A 12,033-nucleotide genomic window follows, 5' to 3' on the forward strand; every position below is an offset into this window, starting at 1 on the left:
TGCCACGCCTGAAGAAAACTTCGGGAGTATCGCCATGCGTGCGGCTCAATTGAAAGCTGTGTTGCCACGGGAGCTGCTCGCTTCAGTGGTTGTGTTTCTGGTCGCCCTGCCGCTGTGCATGGGCATTGCCATTGCGTCAGGGCTGCCGCCGGCCAAAGGCCTGATCACCGGGATCATCGGCGGTCTGGTGGTGGGCTGGCTGGCGGGGTCGCCGTTGCAGGTCAGCGGGCCGGCGGCGGGTCTGGCGGTGCTGGTGTTCGAGCTGGTGCGCCAGCACGGCATCGAAATGCTCGGGCCGATCCTGCTGCTCGCCGGTTTTCTGCAACTGGTGGCCGGACGGCTGAAGCTCGGTTGCTGGTTTCGGGTCACGGCGCCAGCGGTGGTGTACGGCATGCTCGCGGGGATTGGCGTGCTGATTGTGCTGTCGCAAGTGCATGTGATGCTCGATGCGTCACCGAAACCCTCCGGCCTCGACAACCTCACGGCATTCCCCGGCGCAGTGGCGCAGGCCTTGCCGTCCTTAGGCTGGCAGGCCGGGTTGCTCGGGCTGTCGACCATAGCCGTGATGTGGTTGTGGGAGAAATTCCGCCCGCATTCGCTGCGCTTTATTCCGGGCGCGCTGCTCGGGGTCGGGCTGGCGACAGGCGCCAGCCTGCTGTTGGCGTTGCAAGTGAAACGGGTTGAAGTGCCAGAGAATCTCGCCGAAGCCATCGACTGGCTGAAACCGGCGGATCTGCTCAGTCTCGCCGATCCAACGCTGCTGATCGCCGCATTCGCCGTCGCCTTCATCGCCAGCGCCGAAACCCTGCTGTCCGCCGCTGCGGTGGATCGCATGCACAGCGGCCCGCGTTCGGATTTCGACCGGGAGCTGTCCGCGCAAGGCGTCGGCAACATGCTTTGCGGTCTGGTCGGCGCGCTGCCGATGACGGGGGTGATCGTGCGCAGTTCGGCCAACGTCCAGGCCGGCGCCACCACACGCTACTCGACGATTTTCCATGGCCTGTGGCTGCTGGCGTTCGTGCTGTTGCTGTCGAGCGTGTTGCAGAGCATTCCGGTGGCGAGTCTGGCGGGCGTTCTGGTCTACACCGGCTTCAAACTGGTGGACCTCAAGGCATTCCGTGGTCTGGCCCGATATGGCCGGATGCCGATGTTCACCTACGCCGCCACAGCACTGGCGATCATCTTCACCGACCTGTTGACCGGCGTGCTGATCGGTTTCGGTCTGACCCTGGTGAAACTGGCGTTCAAGGCCTCACGCCTGAAAATCAGCCTGATCGATCTGCCGCAGGACGGGGAAATGGAGTTGCGCCTGGTGGGCGCCGCGACGTTCCTCAAAGTGCCGGCACTGACTCAGGTACTGGGCAGCATTCCGCCGGGCACCACGGTGCATGTGCCGCTCAATAACCTGAGCTACATCGACCATTCGTGTCTGGAACTGCTCGAAGAGTGGGGCCGGGCGAATGCGGCCAAGGGGGCGAAGCTGTTGATCGAGTCGCGCGGGTTGAAACGACGGCTCGAGGGGCGGATCCGCACCACCACCGGGATCGGAGCGGCGGGCTGAAAACATTTGGGGGAACAGAGCAATCTGTTCCCCCAATCGTTTGCGCCGGGATCAAGCCGCAGGCTGATCCAGCTCCAGGCCCACGCCCAGACGGCGGCTCATGCACGGCCAGCGTTTCCACGCCGCACCGGTGTCCGGGCTGCTGAGTTTCTCGCGGTAGGCTTCCACCGACTCCAGCGCAAAGCTGTCGTCGTCGAGCATGCTGTCCACTGCGTGATGCACCACTTCGTCGAGTTGATTGGCAAATTCCTCACCAAGCAACTGGTGAGCTATCAGATTGGCGACCGTCATGTCCAAGGGGATCAGTGGCTGGCCGAGATGCTTGATGTAAAGGTCGTTGACCTCTTCGACAAAACGATGCGCCAGATAGGCTTCGTCCAGCAGACTGTCCAGGCCCACGGGCGGCTGGAGGAAGTACTGCTCGGCGATTTTCAGCACCGGTTTGATCTGCGATTCGATTCCCGCTTCCCTGGCGACTTCATTGGCTGCATCCAGCAGATCTGGCACTTCGTCGATGTAGGCGGCGACAAAACGCGTCAGCACGCCGTTGGCGTCGGTTTCCGGCAACTGGATGGCCGGGTGCAGGTGTTGCAGTTGGGCTTCCAGCTGACGGGTCAGCTTTCCGGTTTCAATCTCGTGTTGTCGGGCTATGTGGATCTGCTCGCGCAATGCGGCGGTGTTCATGAAAACTCCAGGAAACAAGGCAATGAAATAGGGAAGACATAACTTAGCTGGCTTACGAAAAATGCTAAGACGCATTTGTCATAATTATTTCATCCTTGATGCACCGGCGTTATATCGGTTTGCCAACACTCGTCTGCATCCTTCTCCATTCGTGCCCTGGAACGCAAGTGCCAGCTGTTTCATACGATTTACGTCCGCACATTGCATTTCTCGGTGGCTGTCTATACTCGCCATTGAATGGAGTTAGCTGATGACGCCCGACTGCCCACGCAGCAAGGCCCGGCGATTCAAGTTCGTAGTCTGATGCAGCCGCTCCCTTGCCTCTGGTGAAAGCCGGCGGGATAACAAGAACGATAAGGGGAACCCGCAATGATGCGACATCCACACGTCTGGATGGGCCTCCTGTTGTGGTCGATTTTCAGCCCGGTGCAAGCTGCCTGGACTGTGAATATGGCGCCTGGAGCGACTGAAATCAGTCACGCAGTATTCGACCTGCACATGACCATTTTCTGGATCTGTGTGGTGATCGGGATCATCGTCTTCGGCGCCATGTTCTGGTCGATGATGGTGCACCGCCGTTCTACCGGGCAGGTCGCCGCAAAATTCCACGAAAGCACCACCGTCGAAATTCTCTGGACCGTCGTCCCGCTGCTGATCCTGGTGGCGATGGCCGTTCCGGCGACCGCGACCCTGATCAAGATGTACGACACCAGTGAGCCGGATATCGATATCCAGATCACCGGTTATCAGTGGAAGTGGCACTACAAATACCTGGGCCAGGACGTCGAGTTCTTCAGCAACCTGGCCACGCCCGCCGAACAGATTCACAACAAGGAAGCCAAGGGCGAGCATTACCTGCTCGAGGTCGACAAGCCACTGGTGCTGCCGACCGGCGCCAAGGTGCGCTTCCTCGTGACCTCCGCCGACGTGATCCACTCCTGGTGGGTGCCGGCCTTCGCGGTCAAGCGCGATGCGATTCCCGGGTTCGTCAACGAAGCCTGGACCCGCATCGACAAGCCCGGCCTCTACCGTGGCCAGTGCGCCGAGCTGTGCGGCAAGGACCACGGCTTCATGCCGATCGTGGTCGACGTCAAGGAGAAGGCCGACTACGAAAAATGGCTCGCCGAGCGCAAGGCCGAAGCGTTGCAGCTCAAGGAGCTGACCAGCAAGGAATGGACTCTCGACGAGCTCAAGGAGCGCGGCGACAAGATCTACCACACCACCTGCGTCGCCTGTCACCAGGCCGAAGGCCAGGGCCTGCCGCCGATGTTCCCGGCCCTCAAGGGCTCGAAAATCGCCACCGGCCCGAAAGACGCGCACCTGAGCATTGTCTTCCACGGCAAGCCCGGCACCGCCATGGCGGCGTTCGGCAAGCAGTTGTCGGAAGTCGATATCGCAGCGGTCGTGACCTACGAACGTAACGCCTGGGGCAACAACAAGGGCGACATGGTCACGCCAAAAGAAGTGCTGGAGCTGAAACAGGCGGAAAGCAAATGAGCCGGTCTATTGCGTACTTCGTGAACCGGTCGGGGCCCTGCGTCCCGGCCTGCCCAGTCCACTCACTTGAAGGAGACCGGCCATGAGCGCTGTCATCGATGACCACGGTCATGCCGACCACGACCACGCCCACGGCCCCGCCAAAGGCCTGATGCGCTGGGTACTGACCACCAACCACAAGGACATCGGCACGCTGTACCTGTGGTTTGCGTTCTGCATGTTCCTGCTCGGCGGCTCGTTCGCCATGGTGATCCGCGCCGAGCTGTTCCAGCCCGGACTGCAGATCGTGGAACCTGCGTTCTTCAACCAGATGACCACCATGCACGGCCTGGTGATGGTGTTCGGTGCGGTGATGCCGGCGTTCGTCGGCCTCGCCAACTGGATGATCCCGTTGATGGTCGGTGCGCCGGACATGGCCCTGCCGCGGATGAACAACTTCAGCTTCTGGCTGCTGCCGGCGGCGTTCCTGCTGCTGGTCTCGACCCTGTTCACCCCCGGTGGCGGGCCGAACTTCGGCTGGACGTTCTACGCGCCGCTGTCCACCACCTATGCCCCGGAAAGCGTGACGTTCTTCATCTTCGCCATCCACCTGATGGGGATCAGTTCGATCATGGGCGCGATCAACGTGATCGCCACCATCCTCAACCTGCGCGCCCCCGGCATGACCCTGATGAAAATGCCGCTGTTCGTCTGGACCTGGCTGATCACCGCGTTCCTGCTGATCGCGGTGATGCCGGTGCTGGCCGGGTGCGTGACGATGATGCTGATGGACATCCACTTCGGCACCAGCTTCTTCAGTGCCGCCGGTGGCGGTGACCCGGTGCTGTTCCAGCATGTGTTCTGGTTCTTCGGCCACCCCGAGGTGTACATCATGATCCTGCCGGCCTTCGGCGCCGTCAGCCAGATCATCCCAACCTTCTCGCGCAAGCCGCTGTTCGGCTACACCTCGATGGTCTACGCCACGGCGAGCATCGCGTTCCTGTCGTTCATCGTCTGGGCGCACCACATGTTCGTGGTGGGCATCCCGCTGGTGGGCGAGTTGTTCTTCATGTACGCGACGATGCTGATCGCGGTGCCGACCGGAGTGAAGGTGTTCAACTGGGCCAGCACCATGTGGCAAGGCTCGATGACCTTCGAGACGCCGATGCTGTTTGCCGTGGCGTTCGTGATTCTGTTCTCGATCGGCGGTTTCTCCGGGCTGATGCTGGCCATCGCCCCGGCGGACTTCCAGTACCAGGACACCTACTTCGTGGTCGCGCACTTCCACTACGTGCTGGTGCCGGGGGCGATCTTCGGGATCTTCGCGTCGGCCTATTACTGGCTGCCGAAATGGACCGGCCACATGTACGACGAAACCCTGGGCAAGCTGCACTTCTGGCTGTCCTTCGTCGGCATGAACCTGACGTTCTTCCCGATGCACTTCGTGGGCCTGGCGGGCATGCCCCGACGGATTCCGGACTACAACCTGCAGTTCGCCGACTTCAACATGGTCTCGTCGATCGGCGCGTTCATGTTCGGTGCCACGCAGATCTTCTTCCTGTTCATCGTGATCAAGACCATCCGTGGCGGCGAGCCGGCACCGGCCAAACCGTGGGATGGCGCCGAAGGTCTGGAATGGAGCGTGCCGTCACCGGCGCCGTATCACACCTTCACCACGCCGCCGGAAGTGAAATGAACCCTGTAGCCGTTGAGGGCCGCCACCATGGCTGACTCGATTTCGATGAAGAAGCTGGTCACCCGACTGCTCGGCGTGGTGGTGGCGATGTTCGTCTTCGGCTTTGCCCTGGTGCCGATCTACGACGTGATGTGCAAGGCGTTCGGTATCAACGGCAAGACCGCCGGGCAGTACGAGGGCGAGCAGACCGTCGATGCTTCGCGGCAGGTCCGGGTGCAGTTTCTGTCGACCAACACCGCCGACATGCCGTGGGATTTCTATCCCAAGCATGACGAACTGACGGCCAACCCCGGCGCGGTGAACGAGATGATCTTCATCGCGCGCAACCCCACTGACAAGCCGATGAGCGCTCAAGCCGTACCGAGCATCGCGCCAAGCAATGCGGCGGCGTATTTCCACAAGACCGAATGCTTTTGTTTCACCCAGCAGGTGCTGCAGCCCGGTCAGCAGATCGAGATGCCGGTGCGTTTCATCGTTGACCGCGACATGCCCAAGGACGTGAAGCACCTGACGCTGTCCTACACGCTGTTCGATATCACCGCCCGACATCCTCCGGTGGCTGCAAACACTGGCGGTTAAGCGTGCCCGATAAGGAGAACAATAAATGGCAACTCATGAGCACTATTACGTCCCGGCCCAGAGCAAGTGGCCGATCGTGGCTACGGTGGGGATGTTCGTCACCGTGTACGGTCTGGCGACCTGGTTCAACGATCTGAAGGCAGCGCGTCCGGAATCCCACGGCCCGCTGATCTTTTTCGTCGGCGGCCTGTTGCTGGCGTACATGCTGTTCGGCTGGTTCGGCACGGTGATCAAGGAAAGCCGCGCGGGGTTGTACAGCCCGCAGCTGGACCGCTCGTTCCGCTGGGGCATGAGCTGGTTCATCTTCTCCGAGGTGATGTTCTTCATCGCCTTCTTCGGCGCGCTGTTCTACGTGCGGCACATTTCCGGCCCGGCGCTGGGCGGCGAAGGCACCAAAGGCATCGCTCATATGCTCTGGCCGAACTTCCAGTTCACCTGGCCGCTGTTGCACACGCCGGATCCGAAACTGTTCCCGCCGCCCAAGGAAGTCATCAGCCCCTGGGGCCTGCCGCTGATCAACACCATCCTGCTGGTGAGTTCCAGCGTGACCATCACCATCGCCCACCACGCGCTGAAGAAAGGTCATCGCGGCGCGCTGAAACTGTGGCTGGCGATCACCGTGCTGCTGGGTTGCGCGTTCCTCGGCTTCCAGGCCGAAGAATACATCCACGCCTACCACGAACTGGGGCTGACCCTCGGCTCGGGCATCTACGGCGCGACGTTCTTCATGCTCACCGGTTTCCACGGCGCCCACGTGACCATCGGCACGATCATTCTGTTCGTGATGCTGATGCGCATCATGAAGGGCCACTTCGACAACGAACATCAGTTCGGTTTTGAAGCGGCGAGCTGGTATTGGCACTTCGTCGATGTGGTTTGGATCGGCTTGTTCATCTTCGTTTATGTGCTTTAACAGCAGCTGCGAGCCGCGAGCTGCGAGCTTCAAGTCAAAACGGTAAGGCTTGTAGCTTGTAGCTTGGCGCTTGCAGCTACCACGGCACGTGGGACACCAGTTGGCCGCTGTAGAAACCCCAGGCAATCAAGCCGACGGTGCAAGCGGCCAACGCCACCCGAACACTCAAGGCGATCACCAGCCGATTCGAGCTGCTGTCGTCCTTGACCAGGAAAAACAGGCCGCTGAACAGGCTGACCACCGTGGCAATCAGCATCAGGACGATGGCTGCTTTGAGCATGGGAAGAACTCCGGGGGAACAAGCGATGCAGTTGAGTATAGCGATCGCGTTCACTGATTTTCTGGCGCGACCATGAAGCGCTTCCGGCCGGGTGTGGTGCCGACCCTGGTGGTCGGCCTGCTGCTGCCGTTGCTGATTTCGCTGGGCTTCTGGCAACTGGGCCGGGGCGCGGAGAAAACCGCCCTGCTCGCCAGCTACGCCGAACGCCGCGCCGCCGAACCGATGGCCAGCACCGAGTTGCTGCACAGCGCCGATCCGGCCTTTCGCCGGGTGCATCTGCACGGCCAGTTCGACGCCGCCCACAGCCTGTTGCTGGATAACCGTCAGCGCAACGGCAAGGTTGGCGTCGAATTGCTGCAACCGTTTCAGGATCAACGCAGCGGCCAGTGGCTGCTGGTCAATCGCGGCTGGCTGCCGTGGCCGGATCGGCGCACGGCCCCGCAATTCACCACGCCGGCCGACGCTGTAAACGTGGATGCCTGGGTGTATATCGCCCCCGGTGCCACCTTCCAGCTGCATGCCGATCCGGTCAGCAGCACCTGGCCGCAAACCGTCACCGCCGTCGAACCCGCGAAATTGTGGAAAACCCTCGAACGCGACGGCTTCGCCTACGAATTACGCGCCGAACCCGGCCCCGCCAGCTATCAGGCCGACTGGCCGGTGGTAGCGATGGGCCCGGAAAAACACCTCGGTTACGCCGTGCAGTGGTTCGCCATGGCCACCGCCCTGCTCGGTCTTTACCTCTATCTCGGCTGGCACAACGCAAAGGAGAAACACCATGGGAGCGGCCATGAATCCACCCAGCATGTCTGAAACGAAAGTCCCGGCCAGTCGCCGTCGCGGACGTATCCAGCTGCTGTTGATCGTGCTCGGCGTGGTCGGTCCGATGATCCTCGCCACCGGCATGTACAAGTTGCAGTTCTGGGTGCCGGAAGGTCGCAGCTATCACGGCGAACTGATCGGCAACGGCCAGACCCGCGCCGACCTTGGCATCCAGGCTGACGAAACGCGCTGGCAGATGCTGGTCACCGCGCCGAAGGATTGCGCGGTGGACTGCCAGCAACTGGTGTACCTGGCGCGGCAGATCCAGATCGGCCTGGGCCGCGAAGCCGGGCGCGCCAGCCATGCCCTGGCCGCCGCGCAACCACTGGCCGCCGACTACGAAGCCAAGCTGACCCGCGAATACCCGCAGCTGCAACGCTACCCGCTGGACGCAGCCACCTTCAGCAAGGCCACGGGCGACAAGGCCACACCGCAGCTCTGGATCATCGATCCCCACGGCAACCTCGTGCTGCGCTACGACCCGAGCGTCAAGGGCAAGGATCTGCTCAACGACCTGCGCCACCTGCTGAAACTGTCGAACATCGGATAAGGGCATCGTCATGGCCAAACCTGGATTTCGCCTCGCGCTGTTTGCCACCCTGCTGGCACTGATCGTCGTGCTGCTCGGCGCCTACACCCGCCTGACCCACGCCGGCCTCGGCTGTCCGGACTGGCCGGGCTGCTACGGATTCATCAGCGTGCCGAAAAGCGAAGCCCAACTGGCCCATGCCGAACTGCATTACCCCGACTCGCCGGTGGAGGCGCACAAAGGCTGGAACGAGATGATCCACCGTTACTTCGCCGGCACCCTCGGCCTGCTGATCTCGGTATTGGCCGGGCGCGCGTGGGTCAATCGTCGTCATCCGGGGCAACCGCTGAAACTGCCGCTGTTTCTGCTGGCGGTGGTGTTCGCCCAAGCGGCGTTCGGCATGTGGACGGTGACACTCAAGCTCTGGCCGCAAGTGGTGACCGGGCATTTGCTCGGCGGCTTCGCGACCCTGAGCCTGCTGTTTCTGCTGACGTTGCGACTGTCCGGCGTGCTGCCGGCGCTGACCGTGCCCAAGCGTCTGCAATATTGGGCGACCGCCGGCCTGTTGCTGGTGATCGGCCAGATTGCTCTCGGCGGCTGGGTCAGTTCCAACTACGCGGCGGTGGCCTGCATCGACTTCCCGACCTGCCACGGCCAATGGCTGCCGCCGGCGGATTTCGCCAACGGTTTTCACCTGACTCAACACATCGGCCCCAATTACCTCGGCGGGCAACTCGACAGCGATGCTCGCACGGCGATTCACCTGACCCACCGCATCGGCGCGTTGCTGGTGACGCTCGTCCTGCTCGGTCTGGCGTGGCAACTGAAAGTGGTGGGCATGACCCGACTGGCCGGACTGGTGCTGATCGCCCTCGCGGCGCAGATCACCCTTGGCATCAGCAACGTGCTGTTCCATCTGCCGCTGCCGGTGGCCGTGGCGCATAACGCCGGCGGTGCGGCGCTGCTGCTGACGATGGTGCTGGTCAACTACCACGCGCGGACCAGTCTGGTTCGGGTCAAGCAGCCGATGATCGCGCGCTGGCGCCTGAGCCCGCGCAAACACTCGGCGGCGCCCATCACTATTAAAGGAGAGACGCCATGGCGATTCTGATCGGCGAACGTCCGGCGCAGGCGCTGTGGCGTGATTACCTGGAGCTGACCAAACCGAAAGTCGTGGTGCTGATGCTGATCACCTCGCTGGTCGGCATGTTCCTCGCGACCCGCGCCGGGGTGCCGTGGACGGTGCTGGTGTTCGGCAACCTCGGGATCGCGCTGTGTGCCGGTGGCGCGGCGGCGGTCAATCATGTGGTGGACCGACGCATCGATGCGGTCATGGCCCGCACCCATAAAAGGCCTCTGGCCGAGGGCCGGGTTTCGCCCACAGGCGCACTGACCTTTGCGCTGGTGCTGGCGCTGCTCGGCCAGGCCTTGCTGCTGACCTTCACCAACCCGCTGACTGCGTGGCTGACTTTGGCCTCGCTGCTCGGCTACGCGGTGATCTACACCGGTTTCCTCAAACGCGCGACACCGCAGAACATCGTCATCGGCGGCCTTGCCGGCGCCGCACCGCCGCTGCTCGGCTGGACCGCCGCGACCGGCCACGTCAGCGCCGAACCGTTGCTGCTGGTGCTGATCATCTTCGCCTGGACCCCGCCGCACTTCTGGGCGCTGGCCATCCACCGCAAGGAGGAGTACGCCAAGGCCGACATTCCGATGCTGCCGGTCACCCATGGCGAGCACTACACCAAGGTGCACATTCTGCTGTACACCTTCGCCCTGCTGGCGGTCAGCCTGTTGCCGTACGTGATCCACATGAGCGGCCTGCTGTACCTGATCTGCGCGCTCGGTCTGGGCGCCAGGTTTCTGCAATGGGCCGTGGTGCTGTACCGTGGCGCTCGACCGCACGCGGCGATCAACACCTTCAAGTACTCTATCTGGTACTTGTTTCTGCTGTTCATCGCCCTGCTCGTAGACCACTACTTACTGTTGAACCTATGACTCGAACCCAGAAAACCGTCTTCATCCTCGTCGCCGTGATCGCGCTGATCCTCGGCCTGACCGTCAACAAAGTGCTGAGCGGCAAGGGCCAGGGCGACCCGACCGCACTGATCGACGCCGGCATCATCCTGCTGCCGCAGAGCCGTAACCTGCCGGACGTGACGATGACCAATCAGGACGGCCAACCGGTCACGGTCAACGAGCTCAAGGGCAAGTGGAGCCTGCTGTTCTTCGGCTACACCTTCTGCCCGGACATCTGCCCGACCACCCTCGCCCAGTTGCGCCAGATCAAGAGCGAACTGCCGAAGGACGCTGTGGATAAATTGCAGATCGTGCTGGTCAGCGTCGATCCGAACCGCGACAACCCCGCGCAGTTGAAGCAGTACCTGGGCTACTTCGATCCACAGTTCATCGGCCTCACGCCGAAGTCGATCGAAGAACTGCAGAAGGTGGCGAACGCGGTGAGCATTCCGTTCATTCCGGCGGACACCAGCAAGCCGAACTACACGGTGGATCACAGTGGGAACCTGGCGGTGATCGGGCCGGACGGGACACAGCGCGGGTTTATTCGGGCGCCGTTGAACAACGCGAAGCTGGTGGCGCAGTTGCCGGTGATGTTGAACCGCAAGTAAAAACTGAACGAACAAAAAAGGGGACGCCTTTGGCGTCCCCTTTTCGTTTTGATCATTCCCACGCTCTGCGTGGGCACGATCAGATTAGAACGCCGGCAACACCGCGCCTTTGTACTTCTCGGTAATGAATTTCTTCACTTCCGGGCTGTGCAGGGCGGCGGCCAGTTTCTTCATGGCGTCGCTGTCCTTGTTGTCCGCGCGGGACACCAGGATGTTCACGTAAGGCGAGTCGCTGCCTTCGATGACCAGCGCATCCTTGGACGGATCGAGCTTGGCTTCCAGCGCGTAGTTGGTGTTGATCAGCGCCAGGTCGACCTGGGTCAGCACGCGCGGGATGGTCGCGGCTTCCAGTTCACGGATCTTCAGGTCTTTCGGGTTCTGGGCAATGTCCTTGACGGTCGACAGGATGTTGCTCGGATCCTTCAGGGTGATCACGCCGGCCTTGGCCAGCAGCAACAGCGCACGGCCGCCGTTGGTAGCGTCGTTCGGGATCACCACGTTGGCGCCGCTTGGCAGCTCTTCGATTTTCTTGAATTTGCTGGAGTAGGCGCCCAGCGGTTCCAGGTGCACGCCGGTCACGGACACCAGGCTGGTGCCCTTGGCCTTGTTGAACTCATCGAGGTACGGCTGGTGCTGGAAGAAGTTGGCGTCCAGACGCTTCTCGGCCACCTGCACGTTCGGCTGAACGTAGTCGGTGAAGACCTTGACCTTCAGATCCACGCCTTCTTTGGCCAGCACCGGCTTCACGAACTCGAGGATTTCCGCGTGCGGCACCGGAGTGGCAGCAACGGTCAGGGTTTCGTCGGCGTGGGCCGAGAACGCTGCAACGGCAGCCAGGGCAACGATCAGTTTTTTCATTCAGC

13 protein-coding genes are annotated in these 12,033 nt (G+C 62.0%); 10 read left to right on the forward strand and 3 right to left on the reverse strand.

Annotated features, from left to right (window positions below):
* Window positions 1-34: 34 nt before the first annotated feature.
* On the forward strand, window positions 35-1,561 hold the full coding sequence (locus tag C1X29_RS23915) for a SulP family inorganic anion transporter (protein ID WP_102688243.1): 1,527 nt from the start codon (window positions 35-37) through the stop codon (window positions 1,559-1,561).
* A 51-nt stretch (window positions 1,562-1,612) separates the two neighbouring features.
* Here C1X29_RS23915 and C1X29_RS23920 read toward each other — a convergent pair whose 3' ends face one another.
* Window positions 1,613-2,245: a hypothetical protein gene (locus C1X29_RS23920; protein ID WP_064379553.1), complete on the reverse strand. Its 633-nt coding sequence runs from the start codon at window positions 2,243-2,245 to the stop codon at window positions 1,613-1,615.
* A gap of 369 nt (window positions 2,246-2,614) precedes the next feature.
* Between C1X29_RS23920 and coxB the strand changes: the two genes are divergently transcribed.
* The 4 genes from coxB (at window position 2,615) to C1X29_RS23940 (ending at window position 6,909) form a co-directional block, all read left to right on the forward strand.
* On the forward strand, window positions 2,615-3,742 hold the full coding sequence (coxB, locus tag C1X29_RS23925) for a cytochrome c oxidase subunit II (protein WP_102718512.1): 1,128 nt from the start codon (window positions 2,615-2,617) through the stop codon (window positions 3,740-3,742).
* 82 nt (window positions 3,743-3,824) lie between these two features.
* Entirely contained in the window at window positions 3,825-5,417 is a 1,593-nt protein-coding gene (ctaD, locus tag C1X29_RS23930) for a cytochrome c oxidase subunit I (protein ID WP_007953983.1), read from the forward strand.
* Between the two features lie 27 nt (window positions 5,418-5,444).
* The gene (locus C1X29_RS23935; RefSeq protein WP_011331799.1) at window positions 5,445-5,996 is read left to right on the forward strand and encodes a cytochrome c oxidase assembly protein; all 552 of its coding nucleotides are present in this window, start codon (window positions 5,445-5,447) and stop codon (window positions 5,994-5,996) included.
* A 25-nt stretch (window positions 5,997-6,021) separates the two neighbouring features.
* On the forward strand, window positions 6,022-6,909 hold the full coding sequence (locus C1X29_RS23940; RefSeq protein ID WP_011331798.1) for a cytochrome c oxidase subunit 3: 888 nt from the start codon (window positions 6,022-6,024) through the stop codon (window positions 6,907-6,909).
* A 76-nt stretch (window positions 6,910-6,985) separates the two neighbouring features.
* Here C1X29_RS23940 and C1X29_RS23945 read toward each other — a convergent pair whose 3' ends face one another.
* Window positions 6,986-7,189: a twin transmembrane helix small protein gene (locus tag C1X29_RS23945; RefSeq protein ID WP_085748051.1), complete on the reverse strand. Its 204-nt coding sequence runs from the start codon at window positions 7,187-7,189 to the stop codon at window positions 6,986-6,988.
* 72 nt (window positions 7,190-7,261) lie between these two features.
* Here C1X29_RS23945 and C1X29_RS23950 point away from each other — a divergent pair, with 72 nt between their 5' ends.
* From C1X29_RS23950 to C1X29_RS23970, 5 genes are read left to right on the forward strand one after another with little or no spacing between them, the layout of a single operon-like run.
* Window positions 7,262-8,002 (forward strand): SURF1 family protein, encoded by a 741-nt coding sequence (locus tag C1X29_RS23950; protein WP_064379558.1) that lies wholly within the window; start codon window positions 7,262-7,264, stop codon window positions 8,000-8,002.
* Window positions 7,968-8,561 carry a hypothetical protein gene (locus C1X29_RS23955; RefSeq protein WP_064384047.1) on the forward strand — a complete coding sequence of 198 codons (594 nt, stop codon included), beginning with the start codon at window positions 7,968-7,970 and terminating at the stop codon, window positions 8,559-8,561. The genes C1X29_RS23950 and C1X29_RS23955 overlap by 35 nt, the downstream gene beginning before the upstream one ends.
* Window positions 8,562-8,571: 10 nt before the next feature.
* Window positions 8,572-9,651, forward strand: a complete 1,080-nt coding sequence (locus C1X29_RS23960; RefSeq protein ID WP_102718513.1) for a heme A synthase — start codon at window positions 8,572-8,574, stop codon at window positions 9,649-9,651.
* Window positions 9,639-10,538: a heme o synthase gene (gene cyoE, locus C1X29_RS23965; protein ID WP_102718514.1), complete on the forward strand. Its 900-nt coding sequence runs from the start codon at window positions 9,639-9,641 to the stop codon at window positions 10,536-10,538. Before C1X29_RS23960 ends, cyoE begins: the two co-directional genes overlap by 13 nt.
* A complete protein-coding gene (locus C1X29_RS23970) occupies window positions 10,535-11,170 on the forward strand; it encodes an SCO family protein (RefSeq protein WP_085733848.1) in 636 nt (211 codons plus the stop codon). The genes cyoE and C1X29_RS23970 overlap by 4 nt, the downstream gene beginning before the upstream one ends.
* Before the next feature lie 84 nt (window positions 11,171-11,254).
* Here the strand turns inward: C1X29_RS23970 and C1X29_RS23975 are convergent, their stop codons facing one another.
* A complete protein-coding gene (locus tag C1X29_RS23975; RefSeq protein WP_102718515.1) occupies window positions 11,255-12,028 on the reverse strand; it encodes a MetQ/NlpA family ABC transporter substrate-binding protein in 774 nt (257 codons plus the stop codon).
* Window positions 12,029-12,033 lie beyond the last annotated feature (5 nt).

Origin of the sequence: Pseudomonas sp. GW456-12-10-14-LB2 (genome assembly GCF_002884345.1) — a bacterium.
GTDB classification, from domain to species: Bacteria; Pseudomonadota; Gammaproteobacteria; order Pseudomonadales; family Pseudomonadaceae; genus Aquipseudomonas; species Aquipseudomonas paraglycinae.